This is a genomic window from Raskinella chloraquaticus (SeqCode) (assembly GCF_021731865.1).
Taxonomy (GTDB): domain Bacteria; phylum Pseudomonadota; class Alphaproteobacteria; order Rhizobiales; family UBA4765; genus Raskinella; species Raskinella chloraquaticus.
This window is the reverse complement of record NZ_JAKFWN010000011.1, coordinates 16,306-41,515: the sequence shown is the minus strand read 5'-3', so window position 1 is coordinate 41,515 and position 25,210 is coordinate 16,306. Positions and strand designations below refer to the sequence as shown.

Annotated in this window: 18 protein-coding genes; 10 read left to right on the top strand and 8 right to left on the bottom strand. The window is 60.5% G+C overall.

The window, feature by feature from the left end; genetic code table 11:
- Positions 1-23 precede the first annotated feature (23 nt).
- Positions 24-1,787: a glucan ABC transporter ATP-binding protein/ permease gene (locus ACINK1_RS04685; protein ID WP_376802221.1), complete on the top strand. Its 1,764-nt coding sequence runs from the start codon at positions 24-26 to the stop codon at positions 1,785-1,787.
- Between the two features lie 25 nt (positions 1,788-1,812).
- Here the strand turns inward: ACINK1_RS04685 and ACINK1_RS04680 are convergent, their stop codons facing one another.
- On the bottom strand, positions 1,813-2,310 hold the full coding sequence (locus tag ACINK1_RS04680) for a hypothetical protein (protein ID WP_376802220.1): 498 nt from the start codon (positions 2,308-2,310) through the stop codon (positions 1,813-1,815).
- A gap of 148 nt (positions 2,311-2,458) precedes the next feature.
- On the opposite strand from ACINK1_RS04680, the gene ACINK1_RS04675 reads away from it, so the two are divergent.
- From ACINK1_RS04675 to ACINK1_RS04640, 8 genes are all read left to right on the top strand, one after another.
- Complete coding sequence (locus ACINK1_RS04675) at positions 2,459-3,034, top strand: GNAT family N-acetyltransferase (protein WP_376802219.1); 576 nt, start codon at positions 2,459-2,461, stop codon at positions 3,032-3,034.
- Between the two features lie 271 nt (positions 3,035-3,305).
- Positions 3,306-4,487 carry an efflux RND transporter periplasmic adaptor subunit gene (locus ACINK1_RS04670; RefSeq protein WP_376802218.1) on the top strand — a complete coding sequence of 394 codons (1,182 nt, stop codon included), beginning with the start codon at positions 3,306-3,308 and terminating at the stop codon, positions 4,485-4,487.
- A gap of 148 nt (positions 4,488-4,635) precedes the next feature.
- A complete protein-coding gene (locus tag ACINK1_RS04665) occupies positions 4,636-7,869 on the top strand; it encodes an efflux RND transporter permease subunit (RefSeq protein WP_376802217.1) in 3,234 nt (1,077 codons plus the stop codon).
- Between the two features lie 215 nt (positions 7,870-8,084).
- Positions 8,085-8,372 carry a co-chaperone GroES gene (gene groES, locus ACINK1_RS04660; protein WP_376802216.1) on the top strand — a complete coding sequence of 96 codons (288 nt, stop codon included), beginning with the start codon at positions 8,085-8,087 and terminating at the stop codon, positions 8,370-8,372.
- Between the two features lie 38 nt (positions 8,373-8,410).
- Positions 8,411-10,051 (top strand): chaperonin GroEL, encoded by a 1,641-nt coding sequence (gene groL, locus ACINK1_RS04655; RefSeq protein WP_376802215.1) that lies wholly within the window; start codon positions 8,411-8,413, stop codon positions 10,049-10,051.
- Between the two features lie 203 nt (positions 10,052-10,254).
- Positions 10,255-10,938 (top strand): outer membrane protein, encoded by a 684-nt coding sequence (locus ACINK1_RS04650; protein WP_376802214.1) that lies wholly within the window; start codon positions 10,255-10,257, stop codon positions 10,936-10,938.
- A 93-nt stretch (positions 10,939-11,031) separates the two neighbouring features.
- On the top strand, positions 11,032-13,209 hold the full coding sequence (locus ACINK1_RS04645; RefSeq protein WP_376802213.1) for a bifunctional diguanylate cyclase/phosphodiesterase: 2,178 nt from the start codon (positions 11,032-11,034) through the stop codon (positions 13,207-13,209).
- 313 nt (positions 13,210-13,522) lie between these two features.
- Positions 13,523-15,616 (top strand): putative bifunctional diguanylate cyclase/phosphodiesterase, encoded by a 2,094-nt coding sequence (locus ACINK1_RS04640; RefSeq protein ID WP_376802212.1) that lies wholly within the window; start codon positions 13,523-13,525, stop codon positions 15,614-15,616.
- Here the strand turns inward: ACINK1_RS04640 and hisG are convergent, their stop codons facing one another.
- The 4 genes from hisG to ACINK1_RS04620 form a co-directional block, all read right to left on the bottom strand.
- The gene (gene hisG, locus ACINK1_RS04635) at positions 15,617-16,579 is read right to left on the bottom strand and encodes an ATP phosphoribosyltransferase (RefSeq protein WP_376802211.1); all 963 of its coding nucleotides are present in this window, start codon (positions 16,577-16,579) and stop codon (positions 15,617-15,619) included. It lies immediately after the preceding gene.
- On the bottom strand, positions 16,576-17,700 hold the full coding sequence (locus ACINK1_RS04630; protein ID WP_376802210.1) for an ATP phosphoribosyltransferase regulatory subunit: 1,125 nt from the start codon (positions 17,698-17,700) through the stop codon (positions 16,576-16,578). The genes hisG and ACINK1_RS04630 overlap by 4 nt, the downstream gene beginning before the upstream one ends.
- A gap of 12 nt (positions 17,701-17,712) precedes the next feature.
- Positions 17,713-19,233, bottom strand: coding sequence for a histidine--tRNA ligase (hisS, locus tag ACINK1_RS04625; protein ID WP_376802209.1), 1,521 nt, complete (start codon positions 19,231-19,233; stop codon positions 17,713-17,715).
- 71 nt (positions 19,234-19,304) lie between these two features.
- Entirely contained in the window at positions 19,305-20,057 is a 753-nt protein-coding gene (locus tag ACINK1_RS04620; protein WP_376802208.1) for a protein phosphatase CheZ, read from the bottom strand.
- A 254-nt stretch (positions 20,058-20,311) separates the two neighbouring features.
- Here ACINK1_RS04620 and ACINK1_RS04615 point away from each other — a divergent pair, with 254 nt between their 5' ends.
- On the top strand, positions 20,312-21,022 hold the full coding sequence (locus ACINK1_RS04615; RefSeq protein WP_376802207.1) for a DUF2076 domain-containing protein: 711 nt from the start codon (positions 20,312-20,314) through the stop codon (positions 21,020-21,022).
- 80 nt (positions 21,023-21,102) lie between these two features.
- Here ACINK1_RS04615 and ACINK1_RS04610 read toward each other — a convergent pair whose 3' ends face one another.
- From ACINK1_RS04610 to glcF, 3 genes are all read right to left on the bottom strand, one after another.
- The gene (locus ACINK1_RS04610) at positions 21,103-21,936 is read right to left on the bottom strand and encodes a L,D-transpeptidase (RefSeq protein ID WP_376802206.1); all 834 of its coding nucleotides are present in this window, start codon (positions 21,934-21,936) and stop codon (positions 21,103-21,105) included.
- Between the two features lie 209 nt (positions 21,937-22,145).
- A complete protein-coding gene (gene aceB / locus ACINK1_RS04605; protein ID WP_376802205.1) occupies positions 22,146-23,744 on the bottom strand; it encodes a malate synthase A in 1,599 nt (532 codons plus the stop codon).
- 131 nt (positions 23,745-23,875) lie between these two features.
- Positions 23,876-25,210, bottom strand: coding sequence for a glycolate oxidase subunit GlcF (gene glcF, locus ACINK1_RS04600; RefSeq protein WP_376802204.1), 1,335 nt, complete (start codon positions 25,208-25,210; stop codon positions 23,876-23,878).

The window sequence follows — 25,210 nt, the reverse complement described above, 5'->3', positions numbered from 1 at the left end:
ACAAGACGGAGAGCAGACCACATATGGGCATCGTAGCACTCTACGGCCGGGTCATCGGCCTGCTGGCCTCCGACCGCTGGATCGCCGTTCTTCTGGCAGTATCAAACCTCGCGCTCGCCGGCTTCCAGTTTGCCGAGCCTGTGCTGTTTGGCCGGGTCGTCGACGCGCTTGCCAGTGGCAACAATGCGCTCGTCTATGTCGGCATCTGGGCAGGCGTCGGATTTCTCGGCGTACTCGCCAATGTGCTGATCGCGCTCCACTCCGACCGCCTGGCGCACCGCAGACGGCTTGCCGCCATGTCGAGTTATTTCGAGCATGCGATTGCCCTGCCTCCGACATTTCTCGGCGAGCAGCATTCGGGCCGGCTGATGAAAGTCATGCTGCGCGGCACCGATCAGCTCTTTCATCTTTGGCTGTCGTTTTTCCGCGAACATCTCGGCGCCATTTTTTCGCTGTGCGTCCTCATTCCCAGCGCCCTTTACATGAACTGGCAGATGGCATTGCTGCTGTTTGCGCTGATGGTGATTTTTGCCCTCCTCAATTACGTCGTCGTCAAGCGCACCTACGCGGCGCAGGGCGATGTCGAGCGCTATCACTCTGAGGTGGCGGCGCGGACCGGCGACGTCATGGGCAATGTGACGGTGGTACAGGCCTTCACAAGGCTTGCGGCCGAAGTCGAAGGCGTCAAGACGGCGATGGGACAATTGCTGGCGGCGCAGTATCCCGTGCTCAACTGGTGGGCGACGCTGACGGTCCTGACCAAAGCCTGTTCGACGCTGGCGATGGTGTCGATCTTTGCCCTGGGGACGGTTCTGCATGGTTCGGGCAAGACCAGCGTCGGCGAAATCGTTGCCTTCGTCGGCTTTGCCAATCTCCTCATCGGGCGGCTCGAGCAGCTTTCCGGCTTCATCAATTCGGTCTTCTTCCAGACCCATTCGATCCGTGAATTCTTCGAAGTTCTGGACGCGCGCTCGAACGTGGTCGAAGTGCCGGCGGCGCCGGCGCTGGAGGTGAGCGGCGGCGAGGTGGTCTTCGATGCCGTCACCTATCACTACCCCAACGCGAAGGCCGGCGTCGAAGGCCTGTCGTTTACGGTGAAGCCGGGCGAAACGGTGGCGCTGGTCGGCCCAACCGGATCGGGGAAATCGACTGCCGTCTCCTTCCTCATCCGCTCACGCGATCCAACGAGCGGGCGCATCACCATCGATGGCAAGGATATCCGCGAAGTATCGCTTGCCAGCCTGCGCGCGCAGATCGCGGTTGTCTTTCAGGACCCCGGCCTGTTCAACCGCTCGATCCGCCAGAACCTGCTCATCGGCAAGCCGCAGGCCAATGATCAGGACCTGCTGCGGGCGATCGCTCTGGCAGAAGCAGCCGATTTCGTGCTGGCAAAACCCGACGGGCTCGACACGCACATCACCGAGCGCGGGCAGAATCTCTCAGGTGGCGAGCGCCAGCGTCTGGCGATCGCCCGTGCCATTCTCAAAAACGCGCCGATCCTCATTCTCGATGAAGCGACGTCAGCGCTCGATGTCGAGACGGAATTCAAGATCGCCCGGGCGTTGGAGGAGTTGTCGCGCAACCGCACCACGCTCGTCATCGCCCATCGCCTGTCAACCGTGCGCAAGGCTGACCGCATCATCGTTCTGCGCGAAGGGCGTATCATCGAAACCGGCACTTTCGATGCGCTGGTGGCGCAGGGTGGCTTCTTTGCCAAGCTCGCCGAGCAGGGCGGTTTTCTCGGCGATCCGCGGACACGACAACCGCCAGCGCTTCCTGCCCCGTGATCAGGGGCGGGATGAAACAACAGCTTCAGCCTGCTTGCTTGCCGCACCGCACGAAGACATTTTGTCCGTAGCGGACGTGATTGGCGTTTTCGAGATATTTCAGCGAAAAGATATTACTGTCGCGGACTGACAATTCGCGCGCACCGTAAATCTTCTGCCCTTCGGGCGTGTTGGGAACGATGTAGACACGATTATCCTGCTCGAGAAGCTTCACCTCGACAAGTTTCTCGGCAACATACATTTCGAACGTATCGCTGGTGCGACGATTGATCTTGTAGGGAAGGTTGCAATAGCCGCGCGCCACCTGGACCATACGCCCGACATCGCCTTCATCGTTGAAAGACACCGTGCTCCAGCTGCCGATAAAATAGTCGACCGGCGGTGCCTTGGTGGTGATGGGGCCGGGCCTGGGATTGGCACCGGGGATGGTGGAAGCACTTGGCGCTGGCGCAGCGCCCTGCGCATAAACGCTGCTGGCACTCACAAGGGTCAGGCAGGCAAACAAGGCAAAACAGCGAGACATTAAAAGCTCCGCGGACAAATGGCACATTCCGATCAGGGACTCAGCGCGTCTTAGATCATCACCCGCGAGGATTCAATGCACCCTTTGCACCCGTTCGCGCCCCACTCGCCACTTGCCTCCCGGTGCGGCGTGTTTCATGGCTGTGCCCATGGACCTACCAGCTTTTGACGCCCCGCTCCCGCCCGGCACTCACCTGCGCCAGGCAACCGACACGGATGGAACCGCGATCGCGCGGCTCATCGCCGCGATTTTCGCCGAATACCCCGGTTGCCACTACGCCGCGCAGGAATTTCCCGAATTGACAGCGGTTGCGAGCCATTTTGCCGCGCATGGCGGGCAAATCTGGGTGGTTGAAAACGATGTCGCCAACTCTACCCCATCCGCCACGCAACGTGCCCGCGAACTCATCGCCTGCTGCGCCATCACGCCAACGCGCATCCCGAGCCATTTTGAGCTGAAGAAGGTCTATGTGAACAAGTCATGGCGCGGCAGCGGCCTTGCCCGGCATCTCGTCGCGGTTGCCCTCGATCTGGCGCGCGCTCAAGGAGCAAAGCGTGTCGAACTCTTCAGCGATACGCGCTTTCTGGCGGCCCATCGCTTTTATCAAAAGCTTGGTTTCGTGCAGATCCCCGGCGAGCGCTATCTGGCAGATATCTCACAAAGCTGGGAGTACCATTTCATACGCGACATCGCCACGCCGATGTCTGGTGTCACCAAGGCTTGATGACCCTGCCCGCAGGTTGCAATTGCCAGGCCGGGGTGAAAAGCGTAAAGAGACGAGATTATTGGGTTTGCCGCGTTTTTGAGCGGGCAATTCGCCAATTTTCTCGGCATTCTGTTACACAGGTGGCAGGCGCGACCATAGACGACATCAAAGCGTTGGACTGGAAGACGGATTAGTGAACGCAGCGCGTTTGAAGCGCATATCGATCCTGGGCAGCGAACTCTGAACAATGAAACGTTTTTTAACTCGGTTCTTCCTTCTTTTCCTGGCCGTGGCAGGCGGCCTCTGGTTGCTGCGTGAGCCGCTGTCCGGTCCGCTCAATTCCCATGCGCCAGCGCTTGCCGGCTGGCTGGGGCTTGCTCCCCATAGCGCCGCGAAAGCTGCGGCTGCGCCGGCGCGCAATGTTCCAGCCATTCCGGTTGTCGTCGCCGAAGCAACGCGCCGCGATGTGCCGAATGCCTTTGACGCGGTCGGTACCGTGCAGGCCATCGCCTCGATGTCGATCCGTCCGCGCATCGACAGCCAGATCGTCGAGGTGCATGTCAGCGAAGGGGCGAATGTCAAGGATGGCGATCTGCTGTTCTCGCTTGATGCGCGCACGCTCAAAGCGCAGATCGCTCAGGTTGAAGCGCAGATATCCCGGGACCGCGCCCAGCTTGAACAGGCCAGGCGCGATCTTGTCCGCTTCGAGGGTCTGGTTGCCCAGAAAATCACCACCGAGGTCACCCGGGACAACCAGATGACCGCCGTCAAGGTGGCGGAAGCGACGCTTTCAGCCGATTTGGCCAACCGCGACAATCTGGTAACGCAATTGAGTTTCACCGAAATCCGTTCACCTGTGAACGGTCGGCTGGGCTCACTCCCGGCCAAGGCAGGCTCGATCGTCCGGCAGGCCGATACGGCATCGCTGGCGACGATCAATCAGCTCGATCCGATCTTTGTTGTCTTTGCCTTGCCGCAGGCGCGTCTTGGCGAATTGCAAAGTGCCATGCACTCGGGCTCATCGACCGTCGAAGTCAAGACCTCGCGCGGGATCGTGCGGGGCGAGATCGCTTTCATCGAGAACACCGTCGACACCACGACGGGAACCATCAACGTGAAGGCACGGATGAACAATAGCAGCGAGGCCTTGTGGCCAGGATCATTCGTTCCCGTGCGCATTGTATTGAGCATGCAGGCGGATGCGATCTCTGTTCCCGCCGCCGCTGTCCAACTCGGTCAGAAAAGTCCCTATGTGTTTGTTGTCGACCAGGACAACAAGGCAAGGGTGCGCCCGGTCAATGTGGCACGGACGGTTGATGGCGTCTCGGTGATCGCCGCCGGGGTTGCCGCCGGTGACCGGGTGGTGGTTGACGGAACGCTGCGTCTTGTCGACGGGGCCGCCGTTTTGCTCAAGGATGCGCGCACCGCAGATGATGCGCGGCCACCAGGCAGCAAGAAACCGGCCTCGTGACGCCTTGAACCTGCCCGTGGCGCGCGCCGGTCTCTCACTGTACATGTTGTTCCCCTGTTAGACCGCCCGTCAGGATATTCCGTTACAAAGGCCCGTTCGTCCTCGTTGAAGCCCAGACCATCCAACTGCACCAGAGCGAGATGATCCTATGCTGTCGGAACTGTGCATTCGCCGTCCGGTCATGACCATCCTGATGATGGTATCGTTTCTGGTTGCCGGTCTCTTCGCGCTGCGGCAATTGCCGGTCGCGGCCATCCCCCGCGTTGACTTTCCCACGATCTCGGTAAGCGCAACCTTGCCCGGCGCCAGCCCTGAAACCATGGCGGCCTCGGTCGCCTCGGTTCTGGAGCGCCAGTTCTCGACGATCGCCGGCATTTCCTCGATGACGTCAACCTCGACGCTTGGCAATGTCTCCATCGTTCTGCAGTTTGACCTTAACCGCAGCATCGATGGCGCCGCGCTCGACGTGCAGTCGGCGCTATCGGCGGCACAACGCCGCCTGCCCCAGGATTTGCCGGCGCCGCCAAGCTTCAGGAAGGTCAACCCCGCCGATTTTCCGATTATTTTCCTCTCCCTGTCCTCTCCGACGCTGCCTTTGTCGGTGGTCGACAATTATGCCAGCAACAACATCGTCCAGCGTGTGTCGCAATTGCCCGGCGTTGCCCAGGTGCTGGTATTCGGCAGCCAGAAATACGCGGTGCGCATCCGCGCCGACCTCGACCAGCTTGCGGTGCGCGGCCTGACGCTCACGGATTTGCGCAACGCCATCGCTAACGCCAATTCCAACACGCCGGTCGGCTCGCTCTCGGATGCCTCGCGCACGACCATTCTTGATGCCACAGGACCGGTGCCGCGCGCCGCGCAATACGCCCCCATCGTGGTAGCCTGGCAGAACGGGGCGCCGGTGCGCCTATCCGACGTCGCCAATCCCATCGACAGCGTCGAAAACGACAAGATCGCCTCCTGGCTCAACGGTACGCGCTCCATCGTCATCGCCGTGCAGCGCCAGCCTGATGCCAATACCGTCGAGGTCGTTGATCAGGTCAAGGCATTGCTGCCGCAGATCCGCGCTGAAATTCCGCCTTCGGTCAGCATCACCGTTCTCAATGATCGCTCGATTTCGATCCGCGCCTCGATCGAGGATGTGCAGATTTCGCTTCTGCTGTCAGTCGTTCTGGTGGTGATGGTGATCTACCTCTTTCTCAAGAGCGCGCGGGCCACGATCATTCCTGCCCTTGCCCTGCCGATCTCGCTCATCGGCACGTTTGCGGGCATGTACATGCTCGGCCACTCGGCCGACAATATCTCTCTTCTGGCGCTGACACTGTCGGTCGGCTTTGTGGTCGATGATGCTATCGTCATGCTGGAAAACATCATGCGCCATATTGAAAATGGCGAAGAACCGTTACAGGCAGCCCTCAAGGGGTCGCGAGAAGTCGGCTTCACGATCATATCGATGACGATCTCGCTGGTCGCGGTGTTCATCCCGGTGCTGTTCATGGGCGGCATTGTCGGGCGGCTCTTCAACGAATTCGGCGTCGATATCAGCCTGGCGATCCTCATCTCCGGCGTCGTCTCGCTGACGCTGACGCCCATGCTGTGCGCCCGTCTGCTTCGCGCCCATGATCACGAGGAAAAGCACAACGTCATACTGAGAGGCTTCGACCGCGCCTTTGCTGCCGTCCAGCGCGGCTATGAGCGGACGTTGCGAGGCGCCGTGAAAGCGCCGTCGATCATGCTGATAGCGACGCTCGCCAGCTTTGTGATCACTGTTGTGCTGTTCCGGGATATTCCGAAAGGGTTTTTCCCCACCGAGGACAATGGGTTGATTTCGGTCTCGACCGTCGGTCCGGACGATGCGTCCTTCGATGCCATGGTCCAGCGTCAGTTGGCGGCCGCCGAGATCATCAAGAACGACAAGGATGTCCTGCTCGTCCAATCGACGGTTGGTGGCGGCAATGCGGCCAATACGGTCAATTCGGGGCGCATGTTCATCACCCTGCGCGACAAGCCTGAACGCAAGGATAATATTGTCGACATTATCCAGAGGCTGCGCCGGCAGGTGGCCGGTGTGCCCGGCATCCAGCTGTTCTTCCAGCCTGTCCAGTCCATTTCAGTGGGCGCGGTGCAATCGCGCAGCCTTTATCAATACACGCTGGTCAGTACCGATCTTGAGGCGCTGCGCAGTTTCGCGCCGCAGATCGAAACGCGCATGCGCGCCATTCCTGGCGTCGTTGATGTCACCTCCGATCTTCAGGTGCGCGCCCGCTCGGCGGTGATCGATATCGACCGCGACACGGCCGCCCGCCTTGGCCTGTCGATTGAACAGATCCGCCAGATCCTGTTCTCGGCCTTCGGATCACGTCAGGTTTCGACGATTTTCGCCGATGATACCTATCAGGTCATTCTCGAGGCTGATCCGCGCTATGCTGAGCCTTCGGAAATTCTGCGCCGCCTGACGATCCGCACCCCCGCCAATCTCAATCCCGGCACTGCCGGCACCACGGCAACCCCCCCCAGCACCACAAACCAGGGCGGGACGGGCGGCAATCAGAACACCGGCATCGTCACGTCGACGGCCGGGGCGATCGTGCCGCTCGATGCGATCGCGCGCATCACTGACAAGCCGGCGGCGCTGACAGTTCAGCATGTAGGCCAGCTGCCGGCGGTCACTGTGTCCTTCAACCTGGCGCCGGGCGTGTCGCTTGGCCAGGCAATCGCCGCGATTGAAAAAAGCGCCGAGGACATCGGCATTCCACCGTCGATTGCCAGCAGCTTCCAGGGCACGGCGCAGATTTTCCAGGCGGCGCTGGCTAACCAGACCCTGCTGCTGTTTGCCGCCGTTCTTGTCATCTATATCGTTCTGGGTGTTCTCTATGAAAGCTTCATCCACCCGCTGACCATTCTGTCCGGCCTGCCGACGGCGGGCATCGGCGCCCTTCTGACATTGCGGCTCTTTGGCATGGAATTATCGGTCATTGCCATGATCGGCCTCGTCATGCTGATCGGCATCGTCAAAAAGAACGCCATCATGATGGTTGATTTTGCAATCGAGCGCGGCAAGCAGGGCGCAAGCCCCGAGGCGGCGATCATCGAGGCGGCAACGCTGCGCTTCAGGCCGATCATGATGACGACGCTGGCGGCTATCTGCGGCGCCCTGCCGATCGCTATCGGGGCTGGCGCCGGCGCCGAGCTGCGCCAACCGCTTGGTGTGGCTGTCGTCGGCGGCCTGTGCCTGTCGCAAGTACTGACGCTTTACATCACGCCGGTGATCTATCTCACCTTCGAAAGCCTGTCGCAGCGGTTTTCGGCCTACAATAGCCGGCAGACGAGTGCCGCCGCCGCCGGCCGCGTGGCAGGCGCCCCCACCCCGGCGGAATAAGCCGCCCCCCACCTCCAGCGGCAGCCCCTTGGGTCTTAACCATGGGGGTGATCTGCGCCTTTTTACCCGGCGTTCTTCTTGACTTCCGTGGCCGCCCGCCTTATTTCACCGACGCGGTTGGCACTCACCTGATGTGAGTGCTAATAGACCGCTTGTGCGGTTTATCCGTACATTCACAGAAACGGCATTCAGAAAACACCTGGAGAGAGCCTAAAATGAAATTCCGTCCGTTGCACGACCGTGTGGTCGTCCGCCGCCTCGAGGGCGAGGAAAAGACCAAGGGTGGCATCATTATTCCCGATACCGCCAAGGAGAAGCCGCAGGAAGGGCAAGTTGTTGCCGTTGGAACCGGCGCGCGTGACGAAGCGGGGAAGCTCGTTCCCCTCGACGTCAAAAAGGGCGACCGCATCCTCTTTGGCAAGTGGTCCGGCACTGAAGTCAAGATCGACGGCGAAGAGCTGCTGATCATGAAGGAATCCGACATCATGGGCGTGATCGGCTGACGCCGACTGCCCTTTCGTAACATTCAGGAGAAGAGCACATGGCTGCCAAGGACGTACGGTTTTCGTCCGATGCCCGCGAGAAAATGCTGCGCGGCGTCGAAATTCTCAGCAATGCCGTTAAGGTAACGCTCGGCCCCAAGGGTCGTAACGTTGTCCTCGACAAGTCGTTCGGCGCTCCGCGCATCACCAAGGACGGCGTGACGGTTGCCAAGGAAATCGAACTTGAGGACAAGTTCGAGAACATGGGCGCACAGATGGTGCGTGAAGTGGCCTCCAAGACCAATGATCTGGGCGGCGACGGCACCACGACGGCAACAGTTCTTGCCGCTTCCATCGTCCGCGAGGGCTGCAAGTCGGTTGCCGCCGGCATGAACCCGATGGATCTGAAGCGCGGCATCGACATCGCTGTCGAGGAAGTCCTCAAGGACATCCAGAAGCGCGCCAAGAAGATCAAGACCTCGGCTGAAGTCGCTCAGGTCGGCACCATCTCGGCCAATGGCGACAAGGCCATCGGCGACATGATCGCCGAAGCCATGCAGCGCGTTGGCAATGAAGGTGTGATCACGGTTGAAGAGGCCAAGAGCCTTGAGACCGAACTCGACGTCGTCGAGGGCATGCAGTTTGATCGTGGCTATCTCTCGCCCTATTTCATCACCAATGCCGAGAAGATGGTGGCTGATCTCGAAGACGCCTACATCCTCATTTTCGAGAAGAAGCTGTCGGGCCTCCAGGCCATGCTGCCGGTTCTTGAATCGGTGGTGCAGACCTCGCGTCCCCTCGTCATCATTGCCGAGGACGTCGAGGGCGAGGCCCTGGCAACGCTTGTCGTCAACAAGCTGCGCGGCGGCCTCAAGGTTGCTGCCGTTAAGGCACCGGGCTTCGGTGATCGCCGCAAGGCGATGCTCGAGGATATCGCTATCCTCACCGGTGGTCAGATGATTTCCGAAGATCTCGGCATCAAGCTCGAGAACGTCACCCTCAAGATGCTCGGCCGCGCCAAGAAGGTCGTCATCGAGAAGGAAAAGACCACCATCGTCGACGGCGCTGGTGCGAAGAAGGAAATCGAAGGCCGCGTTGCCCAGATCAAGGCGCAGATCGAGGAAACCACCTCGGACTACGATCGCGAGAAGCTCCAGGAGCGTCTGGCCAAGCTTGCGGGCGGTGTTGCCGTCCTGCGGGTTGGCGGCGCCACCGAGATCGAGGTCAAGGAGCGCAAGGACCGCGTTGATGACGCGCTCAATGCGACCCGCGCCGCGGTTCAGGAAGGCATCGTGCCGGGCGGCGGCGTCGCTTTGCTGCGGGCCAAGCTCGCGGCTGCCAAGCTGACCTCGGATGTCTCCGACATCCAGGCTGGTATCAACATTGTTCTCAAGGCTCTCGAAGCGCCGATCCGCCAGATCGCCGAGAACGCGGGCTGCGAAGGGTCGATCGTTGTCGGCAAGGTCTCCGAGAACAAGTCGCCGACCTTCGGCTTCAACGCCCAGACCGAACAATATGTCGACATGGTCGAGGCGGGAATCATCGACCCGGCCAAGGTCGTGCGTACCGCACTCCAGAACGCCGCTTCGGTTGCCGGTCTCCTCATCACCACCGAGGCGATGATTGCCGAGCTGCCGAAGGACAAGCCTGCCGCTCCCATGGGTGGCGGCGGCGGTGGCATGGGCGGCATGGATTTCTGACGCCCGTCACATCTCTACTGCACATGGCGGAGGCCCGGTTTCGACCGGGCCTTTTGCATTTTTCGGCACTTATTTACGGGCAATTAACCCTAATGGGGCATGAATAGGGCATCTCGAACGGGGGAGTATGCCCGGTGATACGACGCACGATAACCCTATCTTCCCTCGCCGCAGTAGGCTTATCTATCAGCGGGCCGGCAGCCTTGGCAGCTGATCTGACACCGCCGGTGCCCCGGCAAGCCTATGGCGAGGCAGCGGACGGACGAGACGGCGTCTACGTCGCACTGCGCGGCGGCTATAACAGCCTTGATGACAGCGTTTACAATTTTAACAACGTCACGGCGCCGGTCGCCTTCACAACGAAGGCCACCACCTCCTACCGGTCCGGCTACGCCTATTCCGGCGCGCTGGGTTATGATTTCGGCGAGTTCACGCCCGGGTTCGGCTCGCGTATCGAGGTGGAAGTTGGCCAGTTCAGCAACAAGGTGCGCGGGCAGACCCTGTCGACATCTCTTGGCACGGCCACCAGTTTCTCCGGAAACCAGGTCAGCGGTACAACCAACGCCACCACCGGCCTTGTCAACTATTACGTCGATGCCCTGCTCGGACCCTTCAAACCCTTCGCCACGCTCGGCCTTGGCGTCACCAGCGTTAATTTCAGCAACCATCTTGCCGCCGGAAACAGCCTCATCAACAGCACCCGTGTCAGCTGGGCGTGGTCGGGTGGCGGTGGCATCGGCTACGACATCACCGACAACATCACGCTGGAGGCCGCCTACCGCTATCTTGAGCTGCGCGATGTGCAGGTCACATCGGCGGCTGGCACCAACAGCAAGATCAATCTGCGCAACCAGCAGGCGACGCTTGGTGTGCGCGTGCGGTTCTGAGAAACCAGCCCAGGGTTGGAGATTTAACCGGCCTTAACCGATCACCTTTATGATCCCTGACTGGTTCACTGGGGCGCTGGGATCACCGGGCACATGGTACGTTTATCGACAAAGCGCGTTTTTCGCTGGCTGGACGAACGTGGGGTGGGCCCCTTGCAGCTGCACGCCATGACGTTGCTGTGGGCGCTTCTGACCTGTTTTGTCCTCATCACGGTCACGACCGAGATCGTTTTTTCCAATCGCAGCATCGAACGCGAGATCACCGTACAGGCGATCGCGACTGCGCGCACGATCAGCGCCCTGGCGGCGGACCCGCTCGCGTCAGGGCCGCTGGTGAACGCCGCGCCGGTCATCACCACCATGGTTCAGTTCGGCGACATCGAAAGCATCGAGATCATCGATGTCATGACCGCCCAGACCCTGCATGTTGAGCGCTCTCATTTCCGCCTCGACAAGATGTTGCGGGAAGATGATATCGAGATTTTCCGCACCTCCGGGCAAAATCGTCTGGCATCGATTGTCAATCAGCGTGAAGAACGTCTCGAGGTGGTTCTGCCATTCTTCGTCCAGGAAGAAAGCCGCGGGCTGATCCGAACCATATCGACTTATGAATTCCCCGCTCTGAAGCGCCGCGAGGCGATCAGCCGCAGTGCGGTGATCGGCGGTATCTTTCTCTGCCTTGCGCTGCCCGGGGTGTTCTTCCTGATGTCAACGCTGCTGCAACCGATCCGCGAATTGACCAATGCGGCCAAGGATATGACCCGCGGCAGGCTCGTCAATTTCTCACTCGGGCTGAACCGGCCAGACGAAATCGGCAGCCTTGCGCGTTCCTTCAAACGCATGACGGCCCATCTTGCCAAGAGCATGGCCGAAGAGCGCCGCCTGGCCTATGTCGATCCCGTGACGGGCTTGTCCAACCGTGAACGGATGCGCCGGGCGATCGAGAAAGTCGTGACGGTTCCCCCTCACAAGACCTATCAGCGCGGCCTCCTGTTCATCGATCTTGATGGCTTCAAGCAAGTCAACGACATGCTCGGCCATGATCGTGGAGACCGGTTGCTGGAAGCGGTCGGGCGGCGCTTCGAGGCTGTGTGCACGGAGCTCGACTATGATTTGCTGAACTCGCTTGACAGCACATATGATCGTCAAACCGACCGGCGCATTGCGCGCATCGGGCGGCTTGGCGGCGATGAATTCGTCATCATGGCGCGTTTTGAGGGGCTGAGCGGCGCGGAAAAACTGGCGCAGGCGATCATCACCGCTTTGCGCGACCCCTTCCTGATCGATGGTCATCGCCTGGAAGTCGGCGCCTCGATCGGCATCGCCCGCTTTCACGAGGATGGCAATGACGCCTCGACATTGATGCGCCATGCTGATCTGGCGATGTATGAGGCAAAGGAAAAGGGCGGGCGCACCTACTGTGTCTATTCAAGCGAGATGGGGCAGAGAATGCTCGACCATCTCATTCTCGAAATGGAATTGCGGCGCGCCATCGGCAATGACGAGATCGAAGCCTTCTACATGCCGAAGGTTTATCTCGATACCCAGCAGATCTGCGGGTTCGAGGCGCTGGCGCGCTGGCGCCATCCGACCAAAGGTTTGATCCCGCCAGACAAATTCATTCCTATTGCCGAACGCACCGGGATCATCGCGGATATTGACCGCATCATTCTGCGCAAGGCGGTGCGGCAGGCCAAATGGTGGGTGGATCAAGGCACGCCTGTGCCGGTCGCGGTCAACGTGTCACCCATTCACCTTGATCGCCCTGATTTCGCCAGCCACATCGAGCAGGTATTGAGCAAGAACAATCTTGACGGTCGCCTGCTTGAAATCGAAGTGACGGAAACGGCCGCAATGAGAGAGGGATCAGGCATATTTGAGGGGCTTGCCCAATTGAAATCGCAAGGCATACGCATTGCGATTGATGATTTCGGCACCGGATATTCCAATCTTGCCCAACTCTACAAAGTGCCCGCGAACGTCATCAAGATCGATGGCAGCCTGGTGCGAAATCTCGGCAAAAGCGAGGATGCCGAGCTGCTGATCAAGACTGTCGTCACACTTGCCGATCAACTAGGCCTTGATATTGTGGCCGAAGGCGTCGACAGCGAGCTCAAGCACGACAGTCTGAAGAGGCTTGGCTGCAGGATGGGGCAAGGGTTTCTGTATTCACCGCCCATGCCCGTTGCGAAAGCGACCGATTGGCTCTTGGCCAACAACAGCAGTACACCTGCCGATTTATCCTTCTTATCAAATAAAATAGCAATATAAACAGCTCTCTTTTATGGTATTAATTTACCGTATAACCTATGTGACTTGATATTAATGTTTTTTATATTTATAAAAGTTCTCTTTTTTATTTATCCTGAAAAACATCTATATCATTTAGCGCTCTATGCGCATTTACGTATTTATAACCAGTTTCTTTGCCTGAAAGGTTATCTTTCCCCCGTATGGTCGCAAGATCGAGGCAGAACTTTCTCGATCTCGGCTGGGGGTCCGTTGCATGCTGTGGACGAGAATCAGGTCCTATATCAAACGCCAGACGCTTCGCCGCATTGGCGTCCTGCAAATGCGAGCGGCGATGGCGTTGCTGATTGGCATTTGTTCTTTTGGCGGGCTTCTCGTCTATGTCGACCAGGAAATCACCGAACGCGCTCTGAAGAAGGAACTCTTCGATCAGTCCATGTCCTTCTCGCGGATCGTCGCGGCGATGGTCGAGGAGCGTCTCAATCACGGGCAATTGACGGAAGTGGATACGGGCTTCCGCGAGACCCTGCAGCAGATCGCCCGCTCGGCAAATATCGAACATGGTGTTATTCACGATGCCCAGCAGGGCATGTCGCTCGAATTCAGGCCCGACACAACTTTCTTCCTTGAGCATGACATCTGGCCTTGTGTGGAAGAAGTTCTTGAAACCGGTCAGTTCGCCAGCCGCGTCCAGCAGGATCAGATGGCGGTTGCGGTTCCCTTGTTGATCGGGGGCAAGCTGCGCGGCGCGGTATCGGTCATCCAGACGAAGGAATTCTTTGCCTACAAACGCGGCGAGGCCGTTCTGCGCGCGAGCTTTATCGTTGGCGGCTTCAGCGCGATCTTCGTGCCGGTCATGCTGCTGTTGCTGTCAAGGCTGTTGAAGCCTCTCAACCTTCTGACGCGCGCGGCGCGCCAGCTTGCCGGCGGACACCTGCCTGATCTTGCAACGTCAACAAGCAGGCGCGATGAAATCGGCATGCTCTCACGTGCCTTTGGCCGCATGGCCACCACCATCCGTAAAAATTCAGCGGCAGAAAAACGTCTGGCGAACACCGATCCGGTGACCGGGCTGGCCAATCGCGCGCGGATTGAGACGATTATCGCCATGGCGGCGCAGACCCACGCCACCACCATGCAGCCATGGTCGATATTCTTTATCGACCTCGACAAGTTCAAGCGTGTCAATGACACACTTGGTCATCAGGTTGGTGACGAGGTCCTGATGGAAGCTGGCCGCCGCATCAGCGCCGTCTGCGCAGAGCAGGGCTATCATGTCGATGACCCGCTCACCTGCGATGATATGATGACGGGTACCCAGCCGCTTGCCTATAATGCGCGCTTCGGGGGCGATGAATTTGTCGTGGTGACGCGTTCGGCATTGCAGGGCGAGGCCTCGCCTGCCGAACTAGGTCAGGCGATCATCGCTGCCCTCCAGCGGCCGATCCGGGTCGACGCACATGCCATTGATATCGGTGCGTCGATCGGCATCTCGATGATGCCCGAGCATGGCACCAGCCCGACATCGCTGCTGCGCTATGCCGATCTGGCGATGTATGCGATCAAAAAGGCCGGCGGCACCGGTTGCAGGATCTATTCGGAAGAATTGTCAGACAAGGCCGTCTCGGAGATGATCGTCGAGATGGACCTTCATCGTGCGCTGGGTGAGGGCGAGATCGTACCGTTCTACATGCCGAAGATTCGCTTTTCCAATGGCAAGATCAGCGGCTTTGAAGCCCTGGCGCGCTGGCACCATCGCGAAAAGGGCCTCATTCCGCCTGACCGTTTCATCCCCATCGCCGAGGAGCGGGGCCTCATCACCGAAATCGACCGGGCGATCCTGCGCCAGGCAGCCAAACAGGCCGTCATCTGGTGGAAACAGGGGCTGGTCCTGCCGATTGCAGTCAACGTCGCGCCGGTACACTTTGAGCGAGATGACTTCGTGGAATATGTCGAGCGTGTCATCAATGACACAGGGGTCCCCGGTTTCCTGCTTGAGCTTGAGTTCACGGAGACGGCCGCGATGGGCAATTCAACCGATGTGGTTGAAAAAGTGTCACGCCTCAAGAAACTCGGTGTGCGTTTTGCCATTGATGATTTCGGAACCGGCTACTCCAATCTGGCGCAGCTGCGCCGCCTGCCGGTCGATGTCCTCAAGATCGACCGCAGCCTTACCCGCCATATCGAGACGGATTCAGAAGCCAATCTGGTCATCCAGACGGTCATCGCCATGACGCAGCAGATGAAACTCGAAATCGTCGTCGAGGGCGTCGAGAACGACGAGCAATCCGCCATTCTTGGGGCGCTCGGCTGCACCTATGCGCAGGGCTATCTCTACGGCGCGCCAAAATCGCTTGACGATACCACCAGGCTGCTGGCGCCCATGCTGGTTCCCGCAAGCGCCCCGGCGCGCGTCGTCAATGGCTGATCACAGCCGGCCAGAGATCGCCTGCCATAGCGGGTTATTACTCGTAAACACATAGTCGAGCTGGCTGACGCTGACCGTGTCGGCACCAGCCTCACGCAGCCTTTCGACAACTGCAAACACAGCGTCATCGGGCACATGCAGCACGCTGACCCCGGAGGCGGCAATGAAGGGGCGATGCACGCCAAACTTGCGCTCAAGCTCGATCATGAGCGCTGCCGGCACTGCATGGTCGGTGCGCACCTCACGCATCGTCCGTGCACGCGCTTCCGCTGCCAGCCGATCGCATAAAAGGCGCAGGGCGCGACGCGTGTCATCTGTCCACGCCGCTGCGCGTGAGGCGAAAAGAGCAGCCTGGCTGGCAAGAATTTCACCATCGCCGATAACCTTCAGGGCGTTGGCCGCAAGCGTGCTGCCGGTCGTCGTGATATCAACGATGGCATCGGCTGCGCCAGCTGCCGGCGCGCCTTCGGTCGCCCCGAGGCTTTCGACGATACGATAATCAGCGATGTCGTGCCTGGCAAAGAAGGTGCGGGTGAGCCGGACATATTTGGTCGCCACCCGTAAATGGCGCCCGTGACGGGCACGAAAAGACGAGGCGACCTCGTCGAGATCAGCCATGGTGTCGACATCGATCCAGGCGCGCGGCACAGCAACCACAACACGGGCATGAGCAAAGCCCAGCCGCGTTACCGTCAGTGCTTTTGTGTCAACCTCGGCCACGGCCTCGTGGATGAGGTCTTCGCCGGTAATGCCGGCATGGACCTTGCCGGCGGTGATCTCGCGGGCAATTTCGCTGGCCGCCAGATAGGCAATCTCGATCCCGTCAACCCCCCTGATGTGACCGCGGTAATCACGCTCGCCACCGGGCCGCTCAAAACGCAGGCCGGCACGATTGAAAAAGTCCATGACCGCCTGCTGCAGGCGACCTTTGGAGGGTACGGCGAGGATCAACGGGCCGCTCATGGCGCCTCCTCCACGAGGCGTTCCACATAAAGCGAAAAGCCGATCGCTGGAACCGGCACTGGTGCTCCGAGAAGCGTGAACAGACGATCATAGCGACCACCGCCGATGAGAGGGGGCTCACGCCTGCCGGCCGCGACATGGAGTTCGAAAACGAGACCCGAATAATAATCGAGGCGGCGGCCAAAGGCCGATGAAAAAATCATCTCGTCAAGCGCGAGGCCAGCTTTACGGATAGCCTCCAGCCGCGCCGCAAACTCGTCCAGGGCGCCAGCGACCGTCACACCAAGTGGCGCGAGGACAAGACGCGCCGCCATCAACGCATCGCCCGGCGGACCTTCAATGGCAAGGAAGCGCTGCAGCAGGTCAAGATCGGCGGGCGGGCTGATTGCTGCCCTCCGGCTTTCCGCGCGCTCAAGAAAGCGCTCGGCGATGTCCTCAACGCCGCGCCCGCCGGCGGGGCTCAGACCGCCCAGCGCCAGCAAATCAGCCACCAGGGCGCGCGCGCCCTCAGGATCGTTCCGATCGAGAGCCGACATCAGCCCGGCATGGGTCGATATCGGTCGTTTCTGCCCTGCTGGTTGTGTCAGGTCGGTGCCGATGAGGGCGGAGCGGCCAAAATCGCGGGCAAGCTTGCGTCGCCACGCGGCCGGCAGGTCGAGCGCATCGAGAACGCTGCGAAAGAGGCCGACATCGCCAAGGCGCAATTGCGGCTTGGCGACGCCATGGCGGCGGGCGCAGTCAATGGCCAGCGCCAGCAGCCGCGCATCTTCCACCGAGCGGTCGGTGGCGCCGATGGCCTCGACCCCGCCCTGCCAGAATTCGCCCGATCGTCCGGTACGCAGCCGGAAGGCGCGCCCGAAATAGACATAATCCGCGCGACGCGCCGGCTCGCCAGCAGCCATGTGGTCGATGCAGACGGGAATGGTGAGTTCGGGGCGCAGGCACAGATCGCGCCCCTCGCTATCGCTGGTGAGAAACAGGCGCTTGCCTAATTCCTCCCCCGAGAGGTCGATGAAGAGATCGGCTGGAAACAGCAGGCCAGGTTCGCTTGGATGAAATCCCAGCGCCAGGAAGGGCTTGAGAAAACTGTCGCGATCAATGGAAGGCGGCGGGGTTTTCATCGGCGCAACCCGTCAGCCGGCAGCAGGAAAATGACGGGCGAGGATGGCCTGCACGCTCTCAACCAGCGCGCTTTCGTCGACCTCGATCTGGGCCGGGCGCTGCTCTTTGCGCTCAGTGTGGCTTACAATCGCCTCGTCGGCCTTCGCTCCCTCGATCAGATCCTTGATCTGGATTTTACCGGCAGCCTTTTCATCGCCACCCTGAATGATGACGCAGGGGCTTTTGCGGCGGTCGGCATATTTCATCTGGGCTTTCAGGCCAGCAGAGCCGAGATACATCTCAGCCGCAATGCCGGCGGCGCGCAGACGTGCCACCATCGACTGATAATCAGCAAGGCGATCCTTGTCGAAAACTGTCACCACCACGGGGCCCGGCGCATTAAGACCATCAAGGCGGCCAAGGACTTTGAGCGCTGCCGCAAGCCGCGAGACGCCGATTGAAAAACCGGTTGCCGGCACAGGTTCAGGCCGGAAGCGGCCGACTAGCCCGTCATAGCGACCGCCGCCACCGACCGAGCCAAAGCGCACGGGATTGCCCTTCTCATCCTTCACCTCGAAGAGGAGTTCAGCCTCGAAGACCGGGCCGGTGTAATATTCAAGGCCACGGACGACGGAGAAATCGGCTTTGATGCGATCTGGACCGTACCCGGCCGCCTGGATCAAGCCAAACATGTCCTGAATTTCAGCTATACCCTCGCGATAGGCCGCGATAGCGGAGAAGGATTGATCAATCTGAGGGGATGCCATTCTGACAAGAAACAGAGCGCCGTCGACCTGCACCGACGCATGAAGATAGGCGTGAATGGCCGCGATCTCGTTTTCTGCCAGCCCTGCTCCCTTGGTGAAGTCGCCGCTCTCGTCGAGCCGGCCGGACCCGAGAAGCTTGGTGACCTCCTCCCAGGGGAACTTATCCGCCTTGTCAATCGCCCTGAGCACGGTCAGCCTTCGCCCGGCATTCTCCTCGCCGCCAAGGCCGATTGCCTCCATCACGCCGTCGAGGATCTTGCGGTTATTGACCTTGATCACATACTGGCCGCGCGGGATGCCGAGCGCTTCCAGCGCGTCGGCCGCCATCATGCAGATTTCAGCATCCGCCGCTGGCGAGCCTGACCCCACCGTGTCGGCATCAAACTGCATGAACTGGCGAAAGCGCCCCGGCCCCGGCTTTTCGTTTCGGAACACCCAGCCGAGGCGATAGCTGCGATAGGGTTTGGCGAGCGCCTCGAAGTTTTCGGCGACATAGCGCGCCAAGGGTGCCGTCAGATCATAGCGCAGGCTGAGCCAGGCCTCGTCATCGTCCTGAAAGGAGAACACGCCCTCGTTCGGGCGGTCCTGATCGGGCAGGAATTTGCCGAGGCCCTCGGTATACTCGATAAACGGGGTTTCGACCGGCTCGAAGCCGTAAAGTTCATAGACCTTGCGGATTTTGCCCAGCATGGCGTCGGTGGCGCGCAATTCCGACGCCGGGCGATCGGCGAGCCCGCGCGGCAGGCGCGCCTTCAGACGCTGTGGCTTGGCTGGTTTTTGCGACATTTATCCCCGCGCTCACTCTTCACGCGCGGGGATAAACGCTATCCATCGTGGCGGCAAGCGCCGCGAGGCGATCAATCGAAGAGGGCGTCGATCATATCCTGGCTGGCGCGGCCGCCATCATCGGGCAGAGCCGGGCCGTTGAGAAGATGAGCTTCCTCGTCCAGCTCTTCCTCGCGCATCGCCGGCTTGACCTGTTCGAACTCTTCCATGCCACCCCAGATATCCATCATCTGCGTGACCCGCTCATCGACAAAGCGCAGCACGTTGACGATCTTCTGGATGCGCTGGCCGGTGAGATCCTGGAAATTGCAGGCTTCGAATATGCGCAGGATATTTTCCTGGATGTCGAGCGCCATGCCCTGATCGTCACCCTTGAGCTTGGCGGCGAGATTATGGGCGTTCGTCTCGATCTTCTCGGTTGCGGTCAGAATGGTGTTGGTCGCCGATTCCGTACCATCGACGATGGCGTCCAGCTCATCGGAAACACGATGCATCGCACCGCCGGTCTGATTGGACACATGAAGCGCGGCGATTTCCTGCTTGGTGAGATCAATCGCCTCGCGGATGCTGGTGAGCTCTGCCTTCATGCGGCGGGCTTCATCAAGCTCCACCTTGCAGAAATCGATCATTTCGCGGGCGCCCTGGTCAATCACCTGTGCCGGAGCTTCGTTGGCACTGGTGATCTTGGCGTTACGAAATTCCTCGGCCAGCTGCTCAAGCTTGTCCAGAAGCTCGGTGTGGCGCATGGTCGCCATACGGTCAGCAGACGGCGCGGCCTTGCCGCTCTCCTCGATACGAAACACGCGACGCAACGGCAGGCTCATAGACGCAACTCCAAGATGATGATTGCAATCTAGGGATGCCTTCTCAATTCCCGGTTAAGATTGCCGCGCCGTTTATGAAATTTCGAAAATGCGGCTGATCGCCCTGCGTTTTCTGCAAAAAATGGTTAATGAACCGTCTGCAATCGCTTCGCTGCTTATTTTGCGGCACACTCTGGCGCTCTTAGACTTTCGTATCTATGTATTCTCAGTCACGCCGCGCATCCCGCGCGGCCCATCAGGGACACGAGCACACAATGACCCCGCAGGAACGCGACGTCATTCTTGGCATTTTTGACCGCCTTCGGCAGGCCGAAACGTCTAGCCGCGACCCGCTGGCGGAAGCCCTCATCGCTGAGCGGCTGAAGCAGCAGCCCTATGCGCCCTACATCATGGCGCAGCAGATCTATGCGCAGGAACAGGCCCTTCTCAGTCTCCAGCAGCGTTTGCAGGAGGTGCAGGGCGAGCTTGAGCAGGCGAGGGCAGCGCGCCCGCAATCGGGCGGCTTCCTGTCGGGCATTTTCGGTGGTGGTCAGGCCGCGGCCCCTCCCCCGCCGCAGGCCCGGCCAGGCGGGCCGTGGAGCCAGCAGGCCGGGTATGGCGCTCCGCCATCTCCTGGCTATGGCGCTCCACCGCCGCAAGCAGGCCCGTGGGGGGGACAGGCAGCAGCGCCTGCCGGCGGTGGTTTCCTGGCATCCGCGGCAACAACGGCACTTGGCGTTGCCGGCGGCATGATGATTGCCAACGCGCTCGGCAACGCCTTCTCGAATCACGGCGGCAGCAATCAATCGCTTGCCGGCATGGACACAAGCTCGATTGCGCCAACACCGGGCTCGTCCTATGTCGATCCCGATATCAGTCGTGGCTCTGATGCACCCGTACATCAGGCAGCTTACGATCCAGGCGATACAGGCAATGACGATTCCGGCAGCTTTGACAGCGGCGGCTACGACAGTTCGGACGCCTGAGCGCGCTCATCGTTCAATTCACACCATAAAAGAGGCCGCCGGTGATCCCGGCGGCCTTTCCTTTGAGGCGTATCACAGCCTCAGTTGACGACGACGCGTGCGCCCACGCCGACGCGTGAATAGAGATCGACGACATCATCATTGATCATGCGGAAGCAGCCCGACGACACCGCCTTGCCGATGGTGTGCGGTTCATTGGTGCCATGAATGCGATAGAGCGAGGAACCGAGATAAAGCGCGCGTGCCCCCAGCGGATTTGACGGCCCGCCCGGCATGAAGCGCGGCAGATCAGGGCGGCGCGCGATCATCTCGGCAGGCGGGCGCCAATCCGGCCATTCCGCCTTGCGGCTCACTGATGTGTCGCCGCGCCAGCCAAAGCCCTCGCGCCCGACCCCGATGCCATAGCGCAGCGCCGTGCCGTCATCCTGCACGAGATAGAGATGGCGCTCGCTCGAATTGATGACAACCGTGCCCGGTTTGTGCGGACCGCTATAGGGAACCACTTGCTTGCGGAAGCGTGGATCGACCGCAGATGAGGTGCGATTGCCAGCGGGCGGGTTTGGCTGAGGTGGTGCAGCCTGCAGGATCGTGTCGTCATCCTCGGTGTCTTCCACCTCGCGCGGCGCCGGCACGTAAAAGACCCGGCGCCCTGACGGCGCGGTGGCATAGGCGCCGCCATATTGCGGCGCTGGCTCTTCATAAACCTGGGATGGTTTCAGGAAGGGGAGATAGAACCGCGGCTCGCCATGGCGGTAGGCTGGCGGGCGCACAACAACAACGCGCTCATTATAACCGGCATGGGGACGGTAATAGGTCTGGGCCTGGGCGGGGCTGGTTCCCCCACCGACCCAACACATGAGGGCGCCAGCAAACAGCGCCAGGGCGCCGGCAACAAAAGGGGTCCTGATCATCATGGACCATACTCCACGCAACATTACTCAACCCCGGGAAACCATGCCCCGCATCCATGGCCATTTCTTGACCAGCGACGATGGTAACCTTAACCGAGCTTCCTCTTCAAACGGTGAAGGACGGCTTGCGGCGGCGCGGTGTGGTTGCACCAAAATGCAACAGACATGGTGTGAACCAGACCAGCGCGCTGTTCATCACTCGAATAATCAGGTCAGCCGAGCAATTTATAGGCCGGAACGGTGAGGAAGCTTTCGAAACTGTCGGCCATCGTCAGCTCACGAAAGAGGCGGATCGCCTCGGGAAAGCGCCCGGCATCATAGGCCACTGGCGTCAGGGCGTGGCGCAACTGCGTCATTTCATCGCGCAGGAGATCAAGAAAGAGGGCAATCGTCACCTGACGCCCGTCATCCAGCATCGCCTGATGCTGGAGCTGCTGCCAGATCTGGGCGCGCGAGATTTCGGCGGTGGCGGCATCTTCCATCAGGTTATAGAGCGGGACGGCGCCGCGACCGCGCAGCCAGCCCTCGATGTACTGCACACCGACGCGGATATTCTCGCGCAGACCCGCTTCAGTGCGGGTGCCGTGCGGCACGCGAAGCAAATCCTCCGGTCTGACCCGCACGTCAGCGCGCAGATTAGCAAGTTGGTTGGCCTCAGGCAGCATGCGGTCGAAGACTTCAGCTGCAACCGGCACCAGATCGGGATGGGCGACCCAGGTACCGTCATGACCCTCGCGCACTTCGCGCTCCTTGTCGGCCTTGACCGTCGCGAACGCCTCATCATTGGCCGATTTGTCATTTTTCACAGGGATCTGCGCTGCCATGCCACCCATCGCAAAGGCACCGCGGCGATGGCAGGTCTTGACCAGCAGCGCCGCATAGGCGCCAAGAAAATCCTTGCCCATCACCACCTGATTGCGATCAGGCATGAGGAAGGACGGGTTCTTCGACAGTTTTTTGATAAAGGAAAAGATGTAGTCCCAGCGCCCGCAATTGAGCCCGACGATATGGTCGCGCATTTCGTAGAGGATCTCATCCATCTCGAAGGCGGCGGGCAGGGTTTCAACGAGGACGGTCGCCTTGATCGTGCCCGGCTTCATCCCCAGCATCTGCTGGGCCCGCACGAATACCGCGTTCCATAACCGCGCTTCGTGATGGCTCTCAAGCTTCGGCAGATAGAAATAGGGCGCGGTGCCGTGGCGGCTGATTGCCTGGTGATTGAGAAAAAGATAGAGGCCAAAATCAAAGAAAGCGCCGGCGATGGGAACGCCATCCACTGTCATATGCGCTTCCATCAAATGCCAGCCGCGCGGGCGGACAATGAGAACGGCGACGCGCTCCTTCAGCCTGTAAGCCTTGCCACTCAAAGGGTCAGTGAAGGCGAGGCTGCCTGCCCAGCGATCCTTCAGGTTGATCTGGCCGTCGATGTTGTTTGACCAGGACGGCGCGTTGGCGTCCTCGAAATCAGCCATGAACACCTTGGCGCCCGAATTGAGCGCGTTGATGACCATCTTGCGGTCGACCGGGCCGGTGATCTCGACGCGGCGATCCTGCAGATCGGCGGGAATTGACGCCACTTTCCAGTCATCCTCGCGGATGTCGCGGGTCTCATGCAGGAAAATCGGCAGTTCGCCCATGTCAAACCGGCGCTGGCGATCGTCGCGGGCTTTCATCAGCGCCCGCCGCTCGCCCTCGAAGGTGCGGTGGAGATCAGCCAGAAAGGCGAGCGCCTCGGTCGTCAGAACCTCGTCGTAGCGCGGACCGATGGGGCCCAGAATACTTACTCCAAGCGGGGTGGCGACGGCGGTCATGGAGAGAGGCTCCTTACTGCGCACAGTCCCGGGTTTGCCTGTGGCGCCCCCGACGGCGATACCTGGCATGCCAATACGTCTTTGCCAGGTTCGCCGCAAGCATTGCAAAACTCTCTTCCGCAAAATCCCCGTCAGCCGTGCTGAGCCAAGAGCGCATTTTTCATCAGCTTGCGCGGCAAGGGGCCGCCGCTCGCCCAGTCGAGCAGTTCCACGGTGTGGAGAACCGGCACGCCGACGGCGCCCGCCAGCTGCGTCATGCAGCCGATATTGCCGGTGGCCACCACACTTGGCGTCACCTTGGCAATATTGGCGGCCTTGCGCTCACGCAAACGTCCGGCGATTTCAGGTTGAAGAATATTGTAAACGCCGGCTGAGCCGCAGCAGATATGCCCCTCGGGCACCTCCTTGACGACAAAGCCTGCCTTGCGCAGCAAGCCCTGCGCCGTGGTTTTGATCTGCTGGCCGTGCTGCATCGAGCACGCCGAATGATAGGCGACCACCAGCCGGGAAGGCATGGTGGGGGGCTGTACATCAAGCGTCAGCACATATTCGGAGACATCGCGGGTGATGGCCGCCACGCGCGCCGCCTTTTGCGCATAGGCATTATCATCACGGAACATGAAGCCGTAATCCTTCACCGTCGTGCCGCACCCCGAAGCGGTGATGAGGATGGCATCGAGGCCTTGTCCGTCCATCTCGCTGATCCATGCATCGATGTTGCGTCGCGCCTGGTCATGTGAGGCCTCCTGCTTGCCCATGTGATGAACGAGCGCGCCGCAGCACCCCTCGCCTTCAGCAAATACCACTTCAATGCCATGACGGGTGAGGAGGCGCACAGCCGCCTCATTGATTTCGGGCGCCAACACCCCCTGGGCACAGCCGCGCAGCATGGCAACCCGCCCCTGAGGCGGGCCTTCGGGAACGATCGTCACCGGCTCGCTATAGGGCGAGCGCATCGGCACCGTGTCGGGCGCGAGCGCCAACATGGCAACGGTGCGTTTTGCCCACTGGAACGGCAGGGCAGCGAGAAGCGGGCTCGTCACCCTTGCCAGCCTTGCGGCAAAGAGCGACAGGCGGAAGAGTTCGGGGCGGGGCAGAACCGTCGCCAGAACGGCGCGCATCAAGCGGTCAGCGAAGGGGCGCGGGAGCGTCTCTTCGATGTGCTTTCGCGCATGGTCGACGAGATGCATGTAATGGACGCCCGACGGGCAGGTCGACATGCAGGACAGGCAGGAGAGGCAACGATCGACATGGCGTGCCACCTCGACCGTCGCCTTCTTGCCGTTCTCCAGCATATCCTTGATGAGGTAGATGCGCCCGCGCGGGCTGTCGAGTTCATCGCCCAGCAGCAGATAGGTCGGACAGGTGGCGGTGCAGAAGCCGCAATGAACGCAGGTGCGCAGGATCTTTTCGGATTCGCGTGTGTCGGAATCGGCCAGCTGGGCGAGCGAGAATGACGTCTGCAT